Genomic DNA, 17,362 nt, shown 5'->3' with positions numbered 1-17,362 from the left:
ACCGCTGACAGCGGTGACTGCGGTGGAAGCACTGCATCAAGCCGCGAGGACAGCGATGCGGAGGCGGAACGCCATGGCACGTCAAACGACGCGCAGAACGGTACTGCTGGGGGCGGCTGTGCCCCTGATCGCAGTGACGGGATGTCAAGTACGGACGGGGCTGGCCGATTCGGCGGCCGCTCGGTCCCCGTTCACCGGACAGGACGGCAAGGGCGGCCACGTGCTCGCCGTCAAGATCGACAACATTCCCTCGGCCCGCCCGCACACCGGGCTCGAACAGGCCGACATCATCTATGCCGAGCAGGTGGAGGCGGGGCTGAGCCGTCTGATGGCGGTCTACTCGTCACAGCTCCCGAAGTCCGTCGGCCCGGTGCGCAGCGCACGCGAGTCGGACCTCGAACTGCTGCGCCAGTTCGGCAAACCGGCGCTCGCCTACTCCGGCGTGCAGTCGAAGCTCCAGCCGGCGCTGGACAAGGCACCCCTGACGCCCCTCGTTCCGGAGCACACGAAGGGCGTCTACGAGCGCCGTTCGGACCGGGTGTCCCCGCACAATCTCTTCCTCCGCCCGGAGAACGCCGTACGGGCCGCGCCGGGCACCGCCGCGCCGGCCGACATCGGCTTCCGCTTCGGTGCCGCGCCGGCGGGCGGTACGCCGACGACGCACCAGAGCGTCCGCTTCCCCGACGCGCGCTTCGACTTCGACTGGTCGCCGCGGGAGAAGCGCTGGCTCGTGTCGATGGACGGCGAACCGGCGCGCAGTTCGGAGGGCAACAGGCTCGGCGCGCCGACCGTCGTCCTGCAGCACGTGACGGTCCGCGACTCCTCCCTGCACGACGTGAACGGTGAGATCTCGCCGTACACCGAGTCGGTGGGCGCGGGCACCGCGACAGTTCTGCGGGACGGCAAGGCACACACCGCGCACTGGTCGCGGCCCTCCCCCGCCACCGGCACCTCGTTCACCACGCCGAAGGGCGAGCGCATGACCTTCGCGCCGGGGCAGGTCTGGGTGGTGCTGGCCCCCAAGCGGTGACACGTTCGCCGTCGGTGACACGCCGCCGTTCGGTGGCACAGGGCCGCCGGAGCCGCACGTACGGGACCACATGTGCATCACAGGTCCCGTACGGCGACTCCGGCGGCTTCTGCAAACTCCGGGCAAATTCCACAACGTCCGGCACGGAAAGCCCTGTTGACTCATTGTCAGCTCAGTCGCAGGGCTGACATTCTCTCCTCGCCGTCACCGCCGCCTGGCAGCCCGAGGAGTGCGCATGACAGACACCACCTCCCGCAGAACCGTGCTCCGGGCCGGAGCGGGAGCCGGGCTCGCGGGCTGGGCGGCGGCCCACGCGGACACCGCACAGGCCCGCCCTCAGCAGGGCGCACAGGAGCCGGACGCGTCGCGGGAGGTCGGCCCGTACCTCGTGGGCCGGGGCGTCGCCGACGCCACGGGCGAGGTGGCCGAGGTCGGCATGATGGGCTACGGGCGCGTCGACCAGCAGGCCGAGGGGCTGCACATACGGCTGCGCGCGCGGGCGTTCGCCATCGTGGATCAGCACAGCGTGGATCAGCACAGCGCCGAACAGCACAGCGCCGAACGGGACAGCGGCGAGCGGGACAGCGCCCCACAGGACGGCAGCGACCGGGTTCTGCTGATCGTCGTCGACTCCCCGATGATCTTCGAGAGCGTACGGCAGGAAGTGCTGCGACGGCTGACGGACCGTTATGGCGGCCTGTACACCTCCCGGAACGTGCTCATCAGCGCCACCCACACACACGCGGGCCCCGGCGGCTACTCCCACCATCTGCTCTACAACCTCACCACCCTCGGCTTCCACCGCGGCACCTTCGACGCCATCGCCGACGGCATCACGGAGGCCGTCACCCGCGCACACGACGACCTCGCGCCCTCCGGACTCACCCTCACCCACAGCGAGTTGCACGGCGCCAGCGTGAACCGCTCGCGTACGGCCTTCGCCCGCAATCCGGCCGACATCCGGCAGCACTTCCCCGACGCCGTCGACCCGCAGACCACCGTGCTGCGCATCGAACGGCAGGGGCGCGCGGTGGGCGCCGTCAACTGGTTCCCTGTGCACGGCACCAGCATGTCCGGCGACAACCACCTCATCAGCTCCGACAACAAGGGCTACGCCGCGCTGCACTGGGAGCGCGAGGTCGAGCACGTCGACTATCTCGATGACGCGGACGGTGCGGGCCCCGCCTTCATCGCCGCCTTCGCCCAGACGAATTCGGGCGACATGTCGCCCAACCTGGACCTCCAACCGCCCACCACCCCGCAGGACTTCGCGCACACGCGGACCAGCGGACTGCGGCAATACAGTGCTGCGGCCGGACAGCTCGACCAGCGCGGTACCGAGGTCACCGGAGGGGTGGACGCGCGGCTCGTCTACATCGACCTGTCCGACGTCACCGTCCGGCCGGAGTTCACGGGCGACGGGCGCACCCACGGCACCTCAAAACCGGCCATCGGCGCGTCCATGGCGGCGGGCAGTCTGGAGGACGGTCCCGCGTTCCCCGGGTTCAAAGAGGGCGATAACCCGCTGTGGGACACCGTCTCCGACTCGGTGCTCTACAAGGCCTCGCCCGAACTGCGCGCCGCGCAGGCCCCCAAGGGCATCTTCGTGCCCGTGGGCGAGATGAACCACCTCTACCCGTGGGTGCAGGAACAGGTGCCCGTCCAGCTGCTGCGCATCGGCGGGCTGTACCTCGTGGGCATCCCCGGTGAGGTCACCATCGGCGCCGGGCTGCGGCTGCGCCGTACCGTCGCCCGCATCACAGGCGCCCCGCTGCGCGACGTACTGGTCGCCGGATACGCCAACGCCTACTTCCACTACGTGACCACGCCCGAGGAGTACGACGCGCAGCAGTACGAGGGCGGCAGCACCCTGTTCGGCCGCTGGCAGCTGCCGGCGCTCCAGCAGACGGCCGCGCAGCTCGCGGAGGCCATGCGGGACGGGCGGGAGCTGCCGCCGGGCCCAGTGGCGCCGGATATCGCGGACAAGACGCTGTCGTTGCAGCCCGGCGTGGTGCTCGACGCGCCGCCCCCGGGACGGCAGTTCGGCGACGTACTGACACAGCCGCGTGCCGCGTACAGACCGGGCGAGCGGGTCACCGCGGTGTTCGCCGGCGCCCATCCGGGCAGCGCGCCGCACCGCGGCGGCACCTTCCTTCAGGTCGAACGGCGCGAGGGCGACGGCAGTTGGCGGCGGATCGCGGACGACGGCGACTGGGCGACGGCCTTCCGCTGGAAGCGCGACGGCGTCGCCGCCTCCCGCGTGACCCTCACCTGGGACGTCCCCGAGGACACGGCGCCCGGCACGTACCGGATCGTCTACACGGGGCACGCGAAACGGATCGCCGGCGAGGCCCGCGCCGTGTCGGGCACGACGCGCGGCTTCACGGTGCGCGGGAACGCCGCCCGCTGACCGGAGGCCGCGCCCTGCCGCTGCCGCGTGCTCCGGCGCCGGTAACGTCGAAGCTGCCGGTAACGTCGGGCGGGGCCCGGACCGGGTCCTGTGCCGAAGCCCGTACCGGGGCCGGAGTGAAGGTGGTTGAGGGATGCGGCTGACCGTGCTGGGCGGCGGAGGATTCCGGGTGCCGCTGGTGTACCGGGCACTGCTGGAGGACAGCGAGCGGGGCCGCGGCGCCTGCACGGAGCTCGTGCTGTACGACACCGACGCGGCGCGCCTCGACACCGTCCGCGCGGTGCTCGCCCACCAGTCGGCGCGCAGCAGCGCGGACCGTCCGCACGCGGCAGGCCCCTCCGTACGCACCACCACCGACCTGGACGAGGCCCTGCGCGGCGCGGACTTCGTGTTCTCCGCGATCCGCGTCGGCGGGCTGGAGGGCCGCGTCCGTGACGAACGGATCCCCCTCGCGGAGGGCGTGCTGGGGCAGGAGACCACGGGTGCGGGCGGCGTGCTGTACGGGCTGCGCACCCTGCCGGTCGCCATGGAGATCGCGCACCGTGTGGCCGCCGTGGCGCCCGACGCGTGGGTCATCAACTTCACCAATCCCGCGGGCATGGTCACCGAGGCGATGAGCCGCGTGCTGGGCGACCGCGTCATCGGCATCTGCGACTCGCCCGTCGGACTGTGCCGCCGTGCCGCACGCGCGGTGGGCGCCGACCCCGACCGGGCCTCCTACGACTATGTGGGCCTCAATCACCTGGGCTGGCTGCGCCGGCTCACCGTCGACGGGCACGACATGCTGCCCGGGCTCCTCGCCGACAGCGACCGGTTGACGTCCTTCGAGGAGGGCAAACTGTTCGGCGCCGACTGGCTGCGCACGCTGGGCGCCGTGCCGAACGAGTATCTGCACTACTACTACTTCCAGCGGGAGGCCGTCGCCGCCGTGCGCGAAGCGGACGCCACCCGCGGGGAGTTCCTGCACACACAGCAGGCACGGTTCTACGCCGGACCGCACGGTGACGTGCCGGAGGCGGCGTTCGCGGCGTGGGAGGGCGTACGGCGCGAGCGCGAAGAGACGTACATGGCGGAGAACCGTCAGGCCACCGGCGGCTGGGAGCGCGACAGCTGTGACCTGGACGGCGGCGGCTACGACAGGGTGGCGCTGGCCCTCATGCGTGCCGTGCACCACAACGAGCGCACCACCCTCATCCTCAACGTCCCCAACCGCGGCGCCGTACCGGGCCTCGACGACGACGCGGTGGTCGAGGTGCCCTGCCTGGCCGACGCCGGGGGCGCCCGTCCGCTGGCGGCCGGGCGCGTCGCACCGGACCAGCTGGGCCTGATGCTCTCCCTCAAGGCGGTGGAGCGCGCCGCCATCGAGGCGGCCGGGACGGGGTCGCGCAGTGCGGCGGTCCGGGCCCTCGCCCTGCATCCGCTGGTCGACTCCGTGCACACTGCCGAGCGCGTCCTGGCGGCGGCAGGCCCCCTCTGACACCCGCCCGCCGGCGTGCGCGGGCGCCCGCCTAGAATCGCCTCTCGGCCGCGTCGGCGCGCCCACGCACCGAGCGCACAGCCGCCGTCAGCCGACGTACGGTCCCGTCTCTGCCCGACCGTACGGAAGCACAGCTCTGCCATGCCCACGCAGCACGCCCCCACCCCGCAGGCGCCCGACGCCGCGGGCCACCGTCTCGCCGAGCCCGACGCCTACGCCCGCAAGGCGGTCCTCGCCTCGGCGGTCGGCTACGGGCTGGAGGGCTTCGACCTCCTCATCCTCAGCTTCGCGCTGTCCGCCGTCGCCTCCGGACTGCACCTGAGCACCGCGCAGTCCGGTTCGCTGACGACACTCACGCTCGTCGGCTGTGTCGTCGGCGGGCTGCTGTTCGGCATGCTCGCCGACCGGCTCGGGCGGATACGCGTGCTCACCTGGTCCATCGTCGTCTTCGCCGTCTTCACGGGACTCACCGCGCTCGCGCAGGGCTACGCGGATCTCGCCGTGTACCGGTTCGCGGCCGGCATGGGCATCGGCGGCGAGTTCGGCATCGGCATGGCGCTGGCCACCGAGGCGTTCCCCAGCCGCAAGCGGGCGCGCGGCTCCTCGTACGTCGGGCTCGGCTGGCAGGCGGGCGTGCTCGCCGCGGCACTGGTGTCCGCGCCCGTGCTCGAATCGTGGGGCTGGCGCGGCCTGTTCGCGCTGGGCGTGCTGCCCGCGGTGTGCGCGTTCCTCTTCCGGCGGACCATGCACGAACCGGCTGCCTTCGCCGAGAGCGCGTCCCGCGGCCGCTCCGCCTCGGCGCCGCTGCGGGAACTCGTGGCCACACCGGCCGCCCGGCGCGCGTCGCTGGGAGTGCTGGTCCTCACCTCGGTGCAGAACTTCGGCTACTTCGGCATCATGACGTGGCTGCCGACCTATCTGTCCAAGAATCTCGGCTACAGCCTCACGCAGTCCGGTACCTGGACGGCCGTCACCGTGCTCGGCATGGCCGCCGGCATCCTCGCCTTCGGACAGCTCGCCGACCGCCTCGGCCGCCGCCCCACTTTCTGGCTCTTCCAGGCGGGCGCGGTGCTCTCCGTCCTCGCCTACAGCCAGCTGACGGGCCCCGCCGCGCTGCTCGTCGGCGGGGCCGTGATGGGCGCGTTCGTCAACGGCATGACGGGCGGCTACGGGGCGCTCATCGCCGAGCTCTACCCGACGTACGCGCGCGCCACCGCACAGAACGTGCTGTTCAACCTCGGCCGCGCGGTCGGCGGTCTGGCGCCACTGGTTGTCGCTCTGGTGGCCGGCACGTACGGCTTCCCGAAGGCGATCGGGCTGCTGGCCTTCATCTACGTGCTCGACATGGCGGCCATGCTGCTCATCCCCGAGCGCAAGGGCGCGGAGCTCGACCAGCAGCTGTGAACCGACGGCCGTGCGGTCCGCCGGTTCAGGCGGCCGCGGTCCATTCGTCGACGACTGTCAGCACGTCCTTCAACGAGGCGACCGTGGCGTCCGGTTCGGCCGAGTTGGCACCCCGCTCGTCGTCCGGGATCGCACTGTGCGGTACCCAGACCGTGCGCATGCCGGTCTCGCGCGCCCCGTAGATGTCCTCGAACAGCCGGTCCCCGACGAACGCGCAGGACTGTGGGTCGGTGGCGCCCAGCCGCTCCATCGCCAGCCGGAAGATGTCCGGATGGGGCTTCGTCCACGGCACGTCGCTGGAGTACACGGAGGCGTCGATCAGGTCGAGCACGCCGTCCCGTTCGAAGATCTCGTGATGCCAGTCGGCCTCCCACAGCGTGTTGGACAGGATGCCGACGCGCAGACCGCGCTCACGCAGACCGCGCAGCAGTCCGGCCCCGTCGGCGTCCAGATAGGTGTGCGCTTCCCAGGCACGCCGGTACGCCGCGAGCACATCCGCGTCCGGTACGACGCCGGCCGCGCGGAACACCTCGTCGAGCGTGCCGGAGCACTGGGTCTCCCGGCAGCGGGCGGCCAGTTCACGTTCGGCCTCGAACAGCCGCTCCCCTGTGCGTACCGCGTCGTCGGGCGCCGCGGCCCGTGCGGTCTCCTCCCAGATGCCGGGCACGTCCACGGTGTGCCACGGGGTGAGCGTTCCCGCCCAGTCGAAGATGACGTGCTGTACGTGCGGTGCGGACATGCGGGATCTCTCTCCTGCGTGCGTGGTGTGTGCGGTGCTGAAAGGCGACGCGGGCGGTACGCGGGTGTCATGTCCTGTCGCGGCTCACGGCCGTGAGGAACTCCCGCAGCGCGGCGGTGAATTCGTCCGGCCGTTCCAGGTTCGGCATGTGCCCGGCCCCCTCGATCACGACGAGGGTGGAGTCCGGCAGCTGTGCGTGCAGGAACTCCGCCTCGGCGACCGGCGTGTACGTGTCGTCGGCGCCGACCGCCACCAGGGCCGGCACCCGTGCCTGCGCCAAACCGGCGCAGTAGTCGGGCCGTTCGGCCCGGCCGCGCAGTGCCGCGGCCGCTCCCTCGGGTGCCGTCGTGCGCATCATGGTGAGCACGGCGTCGGCGACGTCCGGCAGTCCGGTGACGTTGTACGGGGCGAGCATCTTGCCGATCACTTCGGAGGCGTAGCCGCCCATGCCGTCGGCGAGCAGCCGGCCCGCCATCGCGTTGCGCACCGCCTTGCCCTCGTCCGTCTCGGCGCGCGGCGACGTGTCGGCGAGCAGCAGTCCGGTGACCCGTTCCGGGAACAGCCGGTGGAACTCCATGACGATCTGTCCGCCCATGGACAGCCCGCCGAGCACGGCCTGCCGGACGTCCAGGTGGTCCATCAGGGCCGCCACGTCGCGGGCGAAGGTGTCGAACGCGGTGACGCCGGGCACGACGTCGCTGGCGCCGTAGCCGCGCAGGTCGGGGGTGATGACGCGGTATCCCTCGCGGGCCAGTTCGACAGCCTGCGGGGCCCACATGCTCCGGTTGAACGGATGTCCGTGGACGAGTACGACGGGGAGTCCGCCGGCGGGCCCCCGCACGGTGTAACCGACCGTGATGCCGTTCAGCACAGCTGAGTTCATACCCGAACCCTAGGTGTGCGTCGGCCACAGCTGTACCGGATATCGCGGTGGCCGGACTCCCCGTCGTAGCTGTCATACGGACTGCCGGTGCCTGTCCCACGGACTGCCGTCCGGCTACGGGACGAGCAGCACTTTGCCGGTGGTGTTCCGGTTCTCCAGGTCCGTGTGCGCGGTGGCCGCGCGCGACAGCGGGTACGTCTGGATGCCGGGAGTCAGGCTGCCGTCGGCGGCCGCCGCGAGGGCCCTGCGCTGGAGGGCGGGGGCGTCCTCGGGGTGGTCGAGCATCCGCAGCAGCGCGCTCGTCGAGGTGATCCGGCGGCTCTTCAACTCCTCGGGGCCGGGCTCGAATCCCGTCCCCGAGGTGCTGCCGATGGTCACGTACCGGCCGCCGTCGGCCAGCAGTCCGAACGCCGCCCTGCCCTTGTCGCCGCTGACACCGTCGAGCACGACTGTGGCCCGGTTTCCGCCGAGGGCCGCGCGGACCGACTGCTCCCAGTGCGGCTCGTCGTAGTCCACGGCGATCTGGGCGCCGAGCGCGCGGACGGCCTCCGTCTTGACGGGTCCGCCCGCGGCTACGACGACCCGTGCGCCGGCATTGCGCGCGTACTGCACGGCCAGCCGGCCGATGCCGCCCGCGGCCGAGGTGATCACCACAGTGTCGTCGGCGGTGAGCCGGGCGACGTCCAGCAGCCCGAGCGCCGTGGCCCCGGTCATGACCATGGCGGCGGCCGTCTCGTGGGACAGGCCCTCGGGGACGGGGTGCAGCGAGTCGGCGGCGGCGAGCGCCAGTTCGGCGTAGCCGCCGGTCGTGGCGGCGGTGGTCACCACGTCGCGTCCGGTCCATGAGGGGTCGGTTCCGGGGCCGACGGAGTCGACGGTGCCCGCCACTTCGACGCCGAGGACAGCGGGGAGCTCGGGCGGCGGCGGGGCGAAGCCGCTGACGGTTCCCGTCCGCATCACGGTGTCCACGTAGTGCACCCCGGTCGCCTTGACGACGATGCGCACCTGGCCGGGACCCGGTTCGGGATCGGGCACCGTTTCGTACCTGAGGTTCTCGGCGGGTCCGTGAGTGTGCAGAACAACGGCGTGCATGAGCGCTCCCTGGGGACGTGCCGGACTGACACTCGAAGCCTCTTACTTAAACAACACTTCAAGTCAACCGGACCGAGCCTCCGAGCGGCTGATGACAACGATTTTCATCTGACGGCTTTCGTGGCTAGGCTGCCGCCATGACTGCGACCGACGACAAACGGCTGCCCGTCACCGTGCTCTCCGGTTTCCTCGGAGCGGGCAAGACGACGCTGCTCAACCACGTGCTCCACAACCGCAGCGGCCTGCGCGTCGCGGTCATCGTGAACGACATGAGCGAGGTCAACATCGACGCGGCACTGGTCCGCGGCGGCGAGGCGGCACTGTCGCGCACGGAGGAGCGGCTGGTCGAGATGACCAACGGGTGCATCTGCTGCACCCTGCGCGACGACCTGCTGGAAGAGGTCGAACGGCTGGCGCGCGAGGGCCGGTTCGACTATCTCCTCATCGAGTCGAGCGGCATCTCGGAGCCGATGCCGGTCGCGGCGACGTTCGCGTTCCCGCAGGACGACGGCGCCACTCTCGGCGAGCTCGCGGAGCTCGACACGATGGTGACCGTGGTGGACGCGGCGAACTTCCTGCCGGAGCTCGCGGGCGGCGACGAGCTGGCGGCCCGCGGCCTCGACCAGTACGAGGACGACGAGCGCACCGTCAGCGATCTCCTCATGGACCAGGTCGAGTTCGCCGACGTGATCGTGCTGAACAAGCTCGACCTGGTCGACGAGGAGCAGCAGGCGCGCCTGGAGGCGGCGCTGTCCCGGCTGAACCCGGCGGCGCGCGTGGTGCCCGTCCTGCACGGCCGCGTCGACCCCGCCGACGTACTGGGCACCGGCAGCTTCGACCTGGAACGCGCACAGCAGGCGCCGGGCTGGGTCATGGAGCTCAACGGCGACCACACGCCGGAGACCGAGGAGTACGGCATCTCCGGCACGGTCTTCCGGTCGCCGCTCCCGTTCCACCCGGGCCGGCTCTGGGAGTTCGTGAGCGAGGGCCTCGACAGCGGCGCGTACGGGGAGGTGCTGCGCTCGAAGGGCTTCTTCCGGCTGGCGTCGCGCCCCGGCGTGACGGGGCTGTGGTCCCAGGCGGGCGCGGTCGCCCGCTTCGAACCGTCGGAGGCGCACGGCCCAGGCGCGGACCACGGACAGGAGCTCGTGTTCATCGGCACGGGCCTGCGGTCCGACGCACTGCGCGAGGCCCTGGAGCGGTGCCTCCTGTCCCCCGGGGAGCCGGCTCCACCGGCGGCCGACGACCCGTTTCCCGCGTGGGACACGTACGGACTCGACGAGGCCTGCGACCACGAGCCCGCACTGCAGGGCTGACGCGGCGCACGGCTGACGTCGCGCAGGGCTGATGTCGCGCAGGACTGCCGACCGTGACGCAGGGCTGACCGCCCCGCGGAGAAGACCGATCACCCCTCGCGGCGCGCGGACTTGGCCTCGATCCGGCGCGCGTCGGGCCAGCGCACCTCGGTGGCCCAGCCGCGCTTCTCGAAGAGGCGGATGAGCCGGGCGCTGGAGTCGATCTGTCCGCGCAGCACGCCGTGCCGGGCCGACGTCGGGTCCGCGTGGTGCAGGTTGTGCCAGGACTCCCCGCCGGAGAAGGGCGCGAGCCACCACACGTTGCCCGACCTGTCGCGCGACCGGAAGGGCCGCGAACCGCTCACATGGCAGATGGAGTTGACGGACCAGGTGACGTGGTGCAGCAGCCCGACCCGTACGAGGCCCGCCCAGAAGAACGCCGACCAGGCGGCACCCGCGTCCCACAGACCGTCGCCCCACAGACCGCCCGCGACGGCCGGCGCCGCGTACGAACAGAGCACGATCAGCCCCTGCCACTGTCCGACCCGCACCAGGTCACGGTCGGCGAGGAGATCGGGCACGTAGCGCTGCTGGTTGGTCTTCTCGTTGTGGAAGGTCCATCCGACGTGCGCCCACACCATGCCCTTCAGCACCGCCGGTACGGAGGTGCCGAACCGCCACGGTGAGTGCGGGTCGCCGGGGCGGTCGGCGTACTGGTGGTGACGTCGGTGGTCGGCGCACCAGGTGACCGGGTCGCCCTGGACGGCCATCGTGCCGGCCACGGCGAGGGCCACCTTCAGCGGCCGTGCGGCCCGGAACGCCCTGTGGGTGAACAGCCGGTGGAATCCGACGGTGACGCCGTGCATGGTGACCGCGTACAGCACGGCGCCGATCACCACGTCGTGCCAGGTGATGCCCCAGCCCCACAGGGCGACGGCGGACACGAGGACCGCGGCGAACGGCACGCCGACGAACACGCCGACCACCACACGGTCCGCGGTCCCCATCGGCTCGCCCCACGCGGCGTCCTGATTGCCGGCCGGCGCTGCTCCGGTCTGTGCCATACGGCCCTCCTCGGTCGGTGCGAGTGCGCCGGACACTACGGACGGCTCCGCACCGCCTCTACGCAACACCCGCACACCTGCGCCCCCTTGCCTCCTCACCGCACTGACAAGGCCCCTCCCGTACGCGGCACCGGGAGCCGTCCTGCCGGTCACAGTGAGCCCCGTCTCCTTCTTTTGCACATAGTTGCAAAAGGGTGTGGCGGCCCGCTACAACTGACCCGACGACACCGCCAAGGGAGGCGCCGCATGAGCCCCGACAGCCCGTATCCGCACCTGCTCAGCCCCCTCGACGTGGGCCCCTTCACCCTGCCCAACCGGGTCCTGATGGGCTCGATGCACGTCGGGCTCGAAGAGGCCGAGCGCGGATTCGAGCGGATGGCGGCCTTCTACGCGGCGCGCGCCCGCGGCGGCGTGGGCCTCATCGTGACCGGCGGCTTCGCGCCCAACGCGGAGGGCGCGGTCATGGACGGCGCGGCCAAACTGACCACCGAGGCCGAGGCCGGACAGCACACCGCGGTGACCGAGGCCGTGCACCGCGAGGGCGGCAGGATCGCCCTCCAGGTCCTGCACAGCGGCCGCTACGCGTTCTCCGAGAGCCTGGTCGCTCCGAGCGCGCTGCAGGCTCCCATCAACCCGTTCACCCCGCACGCGCTCACCGACGACGAAGTCGAGCAGACCGTCGAGGACTTCGTCCGCACCGCGGAACTCGCCCAGCGGGCGGGCTACGACGGCGTCGAGATCATGGGCTCCGAGGGCTACCTCATCAACGAGTTCATCTCCGCCACGACCAACCAGCGCACCGACCGCTGGGGCGGCACGTACGAGAACCGGACCCGCTTCCCGCGCGAGATCGTGCGCCGCGTACGCGAGCGCGTGGGCCCCTCGTTCCTCGTCATCTACCGGCTCTCCATGCTCGATCTGGTGCCGGGCGGCTCCACGCTGGACGAGGTCGTCACGCTCGCCAAGGACATCGAGGCGGCCGGCGCGAACGTCCTCAACACCGGCATCGGCTGGCACGAGGCCCGCGTGCCGACCATCGCCACCTCCGTGCCGCGCGGCGCGTACACCTGGGTGACGCGGCGCCTGATGGGCTCCGTCAGCGTCCCTCTGGTCGCCGTGAACCGCATCAACACCCCCGAGAAGGCCGAGGAGTTGCTGGCCGAGGGGCACGCGGACATGGTGTCGATGGCCCGCCCCCTGCTCGCCGACCCGGAGTTCGTCGCCAAGGCACAGCAGAACCGCAGCGCGGCCGTCAACACCTGCATCGGCTGCAACCAGGCCTGCCTGGACCACACGTTCGCCGGGAAGATCACCTCCTGCCTGGTCAACCCGCGCGCGTGTCACGAGACCGAACTGGTCCTCTCCCCCACCCGCCGCGCCAAACGCGTCGCCGTCGTCGGCGCCGGGCCCGCGGGTCTGGCCTGCGCCGTCTCCGCCGCCGAACGCGGCCACGCCGTCGCCCTGTTCGACGCGGCCGACGAGATCGGCGGCCAGCTGAACCTGGCCCGCCGCGTGCCCGGCAAGGAGGAGTTCGACGAGACACTGCGTTACTTCCGCACGCGCCTGACGGAACTCGGCGTGGACGTACGGCTCGGCACCCGCGTCACGCCGGAGGACCTCACGGAGGAGGCGTACGACGAGACCGTCATCGCCACCGGCGTCACCCCGCGCACCCCCGCCATCCCCGGCGTGGAACACCCCAGCGTGGTCAGCTACTTCGACGTGCTGCGGCACGGCGCCGAGGCCGGCGAACGGGTGGCCGTCGTCGGCGCGGGCGGCATCGGCTTCGACATCGCCGCCTATCTGACCGATCCGGGCGACCGCGCGAGCCTCGACACGGAGACGTTCGCGCGCAACTGGGGCATCGACCTCACCCACTCCTCCCCCGGCGGCCTCCGCGCCCCCGAACGCGCCACGCCGGCCCGCACCGTACAGCTGCTCCAGCGCAAGACGAGCAAGGTCGGCGCGGGTCTGGGCAAGACCACCGGCTGGATCCACCGCAACGAACTGCGGCACCGCGGCGTCACGATGACCAACGGCGTGACGTACGACCGGGTGGACGACGACGGACTGCACGTCACCGTCGACGGCGAACAGCAGGTGCTCCCCGTCGACACGGTCGTCCTGTGCACCGGGCAGGAGCCGCGGCGCGACCTGTACGACGCGCTGGTGGCGACGGGCCGCGAAGGCGTCCACCTGATCGGCGGGGCCGACGTCGCGGCGGAGCTCGACGCCAAACGGGCCATCCTCCAGGGCACGGAACTCGCCGCGGCACTGTGACGGTCTCCGTCAGCGCGGTCCTGTGCGATGCGGCCGGGTGCGGTGCGGTCCGGTGCGCCGGGCCGTACCGGCCGGTCCGTCCCTAGGATGCTGGCATGTCACTGCCGCACGCGATCCTCACAGCCCTGCTCGAGAAGCCGTCGTCGGGGCTGGAGCTGACACGGCGGTTCGACAAGTCCATCGGCTACTTCTGGTCCGCCACCCACCAGCAGATCTACCGCGAGCTGAACAGGCTGGAACAGGCCGGACACGTCCGCACGCTGCCCACCGAACGGCCGGCACGCGGACAGAAGAAGGAGTACGAGGTGCTGCCCGCCGGACAGCAGGAGCTCGCACGCTGGACGGCCGAACGGCAGGACCCCAAGCCCGTACGGGACGCCCTCCTGCTGCGCATGCGGGCCGCCGCGGTCGTCGGCACCGACGGCCTGGAGGCCGAACTGCGACGCCATTTGGAACTGCACCGGCAGCAGCTGGCCGAGTACACGGCCATCGAACAGCGCGACTTCCCCGCCGGGCGCGACGGTACGGAGGGAGACCGGCTGCGGCACCTCGTCCTGCGCGGCGGGATCGACATGGAACGGTTCTGGGAGGCCTGGCTCACCGACGCGCTGACGGAGCTTCAGGACCTGCGCGGCAGCGGCTGAACGGCGACCGTCCGGCCCCCGGGGCACATACACGCACAACAGTGTGAGCAACAGCACAGCTCCGCCGGACCGGGGAATCCGGCAGGCTGCCGTCGTGCCGTACGGCCGCATCGGCGGTTCCGGCTGCACGCTGAGGGGGACACACGCCGCCAGCAAGGATCGGGAAGCCATGCCCAAAGCCATTGCCTTCACGGAGTACGGTCCCGCCGACGTGCTCCACCCCGTCGACACCGACCAGCCGCAGCCCGGCCCGGGCCAGGTGCGGATCGCCGTCCGTACGGCCGGAGTCAACCCGATCGACTGCAAGATCCGCAGCGGTGCCATGCAGCGGGCGTACCCGGTGGAGTTCCCCTCCGTGCCGGGCAGGGAGGCCGCCGGCGTCGTCGAGGAGCTCGGCGAAGGCGTCACCGAGCTGCTGACCGGCGACGAGGTGCTCGGCCCCACCCTCACCGGGGCGTACGCGGAGAGCGCGCTCGCCGACGCGAACTCCCTCGTGATCCGGCCCGGTTCGCTCTCCTGGGAGGAGGCGGCCGCGATCCCCGTCGCGGCCCGCACCTCCTACCGCATCCTCGACATGCTGAATCTGCACCCCGGCCAGACCGTCCTGCTGCACGGCGCGGCGGGCGGAGTGGGCACCGTGGCCGTCCAGTTCGCACGCGCGCGCGGGCTGCGCGTCATCGGGACCGCCAGCGCCGCGAACCACGACTATCTCCGCTCCCTCGGCGCCGTACCCGTCGAGTACGGGGACGGGCTCACCGAGCGGGTGCGCGCGGCGGCCCCCGAGGGCGTGGACGGCGTGCTCGACCTGGCGGGCAAGGGCAACGTGCTGCCGCTCTCCGTCGAACTGACGGGCAGCGCCGACCGGGTGGTCACCATCGCCGACCCGCTGGCCGAGCAGTACGGCGTCCGCTTCTCCGGCGGCGAGGGCGAGATCGACCAGACCCGCCGGGCGCTCACGGCCGCCCTCTCCCTGCAGACCGCCGGCACGCTCCAGGTGCCGGTCCACCGCACGTACCCGCTCGCGGAGGCGGCCGAGGCACACCGCGAGAGCGAACAGGGCCATCTGGCCGGAAAGATCGTCCTGACGGTCTGAGACCACCGCTCCCGGCAGCCCACCCCGAGAGGCCGCCGGGAGCGGTTCACACGGCGCACGGTCCGGTGCACCGGGCCGTCCAGCGCGCGGCACCCACATCGGCGTACAGTCCGGCACCCGCACCGCGGGACCGCGTGCGGCAGAAAGGCGAGCCGGTCCACGCCCGCACCGGCCTCGCGTACCGGCCTCCCGTACCGCGGCGGAACACGGCCGGACAGCACGCCGGACAGCAGGCGGGGGCGCGCACCGCCCCGTTCGGCAGCCGGCACGCCCACGTCTGCTTTCAACACGTTCAACATCCCTCACCCGCACACAGGATGTCGCTGCGGCCCCGCGCCGGGGCCCAATGGACGTACCCGCTCCGGTTCCACGGACCCTCCGGCCGTACCGCCGGAGCGGGCCGCGGCACCGCGGGAGGGCGGCGATGGACACCTCACAGCACAGCAGTCTGCGCGAGCTGGCGGGAGTCCGGGCCGCCCGGGAGCACGGGCTGACCCTCCACCCGCTCTTCCGACGACTGGCCGACAACCGGACGCCGGCCACCGAACGGCTCGCGGTGCTGCGCCCCCTCGCGCCCCTCGCGATGGGCTTCACGGACGTCGCCCGCTGGGTGCTGCCCTTCACCCGGCCGCGCGGCGCCCTCGAACTCGCCGCCACCGCACGGGCGGAGGAGAACGCGGCACACGCGTCCCTCTATCTGTACGACTGGCGTGTGCTCGGTTTCGACGAGGTGCCGGGCTGGGACGCGGCCGGCGCCCTCTCGTGGACGCTCCGCGACCCGCACACGCTCCCCGCACGCCGGTGCCTCGCCCAACTGGCCCGCATCCCCCGCACGGACCACGGGGACCCCGCCCTGCGGCTCCTCCAGTGCGCGGTCCTCCAGGACGCCTGCGCCGTCTTCTGCACACACTGCGCACCCCTCGCACAGGCGCACTATCCGGAACTGCTGTACGCGGGACGCCACCATCTGGAACAGGAGACCACGCACACCGCCGCCGAACAGGCCGTCCAGGACGTGCCCCTGACGCTGTGGCAGACCGCGCGCGGGACGCTGCTCGTACACCGCCTCTTCGACCGGTTCGAGGACCTGTTCACCGGTCTGCTGTCCTGGCTCGACGGTACGAACGGCAGCGCAGGCCCGCCGGTGACCGGCGGGCCTGCGGGCTGGACGTCCTCCTGGACACTGCAGCGGTGCTACGCGGACCCGGCGATGGCGCCACTGCGCTGGCAGCACCTGTCCGGCCTGGCCGGCGCCGCACTGCCCGTACCGTGCCCGGGACCGCCCGACACGGAACCGTCCGACCCGGACACCGCCGAACTCGCCCGCCTGTACCGCGGCATGACGGAGCGCCGGCTGTGACGATCCCCGGCAGTGAGCGGTCGGCCGGACTGACCGGTCCGTCGGACTGTGTCCGGTCAGCCTGTGCGACGGCCCATCAGATCCGCGAAGGACTCCGGATCGCTGTCGAAGGTCCGGAAAGCATCGCGGAACTCCCACTGCCCGCCCTCGCTCCGTACGAACTCCGCGACGGTCGCCGCCGTCGCGCCGGAGGCCGCCCCGAAGTCGTTCCGCGTCAACTCGGTGATCCCCTCCAGGATGCGCACCTGCGTGTTCGTCACCTCACCGAAGGTCTTGCGGCCCTCGCGCTGCTGGATGGCGACACCGACGACAACGCGCGCGTACGACTCCGCCAGCCGGTCCAGCTCCAGCGTCATCACCTCGTCCGCACCGAACCCCTGCCCGGTGCGGCTGTCCCTGTTGAGGGTGATGGTGCCGTCGGGCGCACGGGAGTCGAAGTGCACCAAGTACACCGGCTCACCGTACGGATCGGCCGCGTCGTACGTCCCGGCGACGATGTCGAGATCGTTGGTCGGCTGCCCCGCGGGGCTCGGGTCCCACTTGAGTGACACCTCGACCTTCCCGATGCCCTTGTTGACCGTGCTCACTACC

The 17,362-nt window shown here is 71.9% G+C and carries 14 protein-coding genes; 9 read left to right on the top strand and 5 right to left on the bottom strand.

From position 1 onward, the window contains the following. The first annotated feature begins 133 nt into the window (after positions 1-133). The 4 genes from AC3AGO_RS28070 (at position 134) to AC3AGO_RS28055 (ending at position 6,321) form a co-directional block, all read left to right on the top strand. On the top strand, positions 134-1,030 hold the full coding sequence (locus AC3AGO_RS28070) for a DUF3048 domain-containing protein (RefSeq protein WP_487823028.1): 897 nt from the start codon (positions 134-136) through the stop codon (positions 1,028-1,030). Positions 1,031-1,265: 235 nt separating this feature from the next. Next, entirely contained in the window at positions 1,266-3,440 is a 2,175-nt protein-coding gene (locus AC3AGO_RS28065; protein WP_487823027.1) for a neutral/alkaline non-lysosomal ceramidase N-terminal domain-containing protein, read from the top strand. Positions 3,441-3,573: 133 nt separating this feature from the next. After that, complete coding sequence (locus AC3AGO_RS28060; protein ID WP_487823026.1) at positions 3,574-4,917, top strand: 6-phospho-beta-glucosidase; 1,344 nt, start codon at positions 3,574-3,576, stop codon at positions 4,915-4,917. A 141-nt stretch (positions 4,918-5,058) separates the two neighbouring features. Then, the gene (locus AC3AGO_RS28055; protein WP_487823025.1) at positions 5,059-6,321 is read left to right on the top strand and encodes an MFS transporter; all 1,263 of its coding nucleotides are present in this window, start codon (positions 5,059-5,061) and stop codon (positions 6,319-6,321) included. A gap of 25 nt (positions 6,322-6,346) precedes the next feature. On the opposite strand, the gene AC3AGO_RS28050 is transcribed toward AC3AGO_RS28055, so the two are convergent. The 3 genes from AC3AGO_RS28050 to AC3AGO_RS28040 all read right to left on the bottom strand — a co-directional run bounded on the left by AC3AGO_RS28050 (position 6,347) and on the right by AC3AGO_RS28040 (position 9,035). Continuing rightward, complete coding sequence (locus tag AC3AGO_RS28050; protein ID WP_487823024.1) at positions 6,347-7,060, bottom strand: HAD family hydrolase; 714 nt, start codon at positions 7,058-7,060, stop codon at positions 6,347-6,349. 67 nt (positions 7,061-7,127) lie between these two features. Beyond that, entirely contained in the window at positions 7,128-7,943 is an 816-nt protein-coding gene (locus AC3AGO_RS28045) for an alpha/beta fold hydrolase (protein WP_487823023.1), read from the bottom strand. Positions 7,944-8,057: 114 nt separating this feature from the next. Continuing rightward, a complete protein-coding gene (locus AC3AGO_RS28040; protein ID WP_487823022.1) occupies positions 8,058-9,035 on the bottom strand; it encodes a zinc-binding dehydrogenase in 978 nt (325 codons plus the stop codon). A 137-nt stretch (positions 9,036-9,172) separates the two neighbouring features. Between AC3AGO_RS28040 and AC3AGO_RS28035 the strand changes: the two genes are divergently transcribed. Next, positions 9,173-10,351: a GTP-binding protein gene (locus tag AC3AGO_RS28035; RefSeq protein WP_487823021.1), complete on the top strand. Its 1,179-nt coding sequence runs from the start codon at positions 9,173-9,175 to the stop codon at positions 10,349-10,351. A gap of 89 nt (positions 10,352-10,440) precedes the next feature. Here AC3AGO_RS28035 and AC3AGO_RS28030 read toward each other — a convergent pair whose 3' ends face one another. Next, positions 10,441-11,394 (bottom strand): acyl-CoA desaturase, encoded by a 954-nt coding sequence (locus tag AC3AGO_RS28030; protein ID WP_487823020.1) that lies wholly within the window; start codon positions 11,392-11,394, stop codon positions 10,441-10,443. Positions 11,395-11,640: 246 nt separating this feature from the next. On the opposite strand from AC3AGO_RS28030, the gene AC3AGO_RS28025 reads away from it, so the two are divergent. From AC3AGO_RS28025 to AC3AGO_RS28010, 4 genes are all read left to right on the top strand, one after another. Beyond that, positions 11,641-13,674 (top strand): oxidoreductase, encoded by a 2,034-nt coding sequence (locus AC3AGO_RS28025; protein ID WP_487823019.1) that lies wholly within the window; start codon positions 11,641-11,643, stop codon positions 13,672-13,674. Positions 13,675-13,769: 95 nt separating this feature from the next. Continuing rightward, entirely contained in the window at positions 13,770-14,318 is a 549-nt protein-coding gene (locus AC3AGO_RS28020) for a PadR family transcriptional regulator (RefSeq protein ID WP_487823018.1), read from the top strand. A gap of 169 nt (positions 14,319-14,487) precedes the next feature. Beyond that, positions 14,488-15,411, top strand: coding sequence for an NADP-dependent oxidoreductase (locus AC3AGO_RS28015; protein WP_487823017.1), 924 nt, complete (start codon positions 14,488-14,490; stop codon positions 15,409-15,411). Between the two features lie 424 nt (positions 15,412-15,835). After that, positions 15,836-16,771 carry a hypothetical protein gene (locus tag AC3AGO_RS28010; protein ID WP_487823016.1) on the top strand — a complete coding sequence of 312 codons (936 nt, stop codon included), beginning with the start codon at positions 15,836-15,838 and terminating at the stop codon, positions 16,769-16,771. Positions 16,772-16,827: 56 nt separating this feature from the next. Here the strand turns inward: AC3AGO_RS28010 and AC3AGO_RS28005 are convergent, their stop codons facing one another. Further along, positions 16,828-17,358 carry a TerD family protein gene (locus tag AC3AGO_RS28005; RefSeq protein WP_487823015.1) on the bottom strand — a complete coding sequence of 177 codons (531 nt, stop codon included), beginning with the start codon at positions 17,356-17,358 and terminating at the stop codon, positions 16,828-16,830. Positions 17,359-17,362 lie beyond the last annotated feature (4 nt).

This window comes from Streptomyces sp. BL1 (assembly GCF_057628045.1).
Note: the sequence above shows the minus strand (reverse complement) of the source record. Positions and strands in the feature narration are given on the sequence as shown.

Bases quoted from the DNA above. Each gene is read 5' to 3' on its own strand.
- AC3AGO_RS28065 (WP_487823027.1), top strand. From the start codon at position 1,266: ATGACAGACACCACCTCCCGCAGAACCGTGCTCCGGGCCGGAGCGGGA.
- AC3AGO_RS28060 (WP_487823026.1), top strand. From the start codon at position 3,574: ATGCGGCTGACCGTGCTGGGCGGCGGAGGATTCCGGGTGCCGCTGGTG.
- AC3AGO_RS28055 (WP_487823025.1), top strand. From the start codon at position 5,059: ATGCCCACGCAGCACGCCCCCACCCCGCAGGCGCCCGACGCCGCGGGC.
- AC3AGO_RS28050 (WP_487823024.1), bottom strand. From the start codon at position 7,060: ATGTCCGCACCGCACGTACAGCACGTCATCTTCGACTGGGCGGGAACG.
- AC3AGO_RS28045 (WP_487823023.1), bottom strand. From the start codon at position 7,943: ATGAACTCAGCTGTGCTGAACGGCATCACGGTCGGTTACACCGTGCGG.
- AC3AGO_RS28040 (WP_487823022.1), bottom strand. From the start codon at position 9,035: ATGCACGCCGTTGTTCTGCACACTCACGGACCCGCCGAGAACCTCAGG.
- AC3AGO_RS28035 (WP_487823021.1), top strand. From the start codon at position 9,173: ATGACTGCGACCGACGACAAACGGCTGCCCGTCACCGTGCTCTCCGGT.
- AC3AGO_RS28030 (WP_487823020.1), bottom strand. From the start codon at position 11,394: ATGGCACAGACCGGAGCAGCGCCGGCCGGCAATCAGGACGCCGCGTGG.
- AC3AGO_RS28025 (WP_487823019.1), top strand. From the start codon at position 11,641: ATGAGCCCCGACAGCCCGTATCCGCACCTGCTCAGCCCCCTCGACGTG.
- AC3AGO_RS28020 (WP_487823018.1), top strand. From the start codon at position 13,770: ATGTCACTGCCGCACGCGATCCTCACAGCCCTGCTCGAGAAGCCGTCG.
- AC3AGO_RS28015 (WP_487823017.1), top strand. From the start codon at position 14,488: ATGCCCAAAGCCATTGCCTTCACGGAGTACGGTCCCGCCGACGTGCTC.
- AC3AGO_RS28010 (WP_487823016.1), top strand. From the start codon at position 15,836: ATGGACACCTCACAGCACAGCAGTCTGCGCGAGCTGGCGGGAGTCCGG.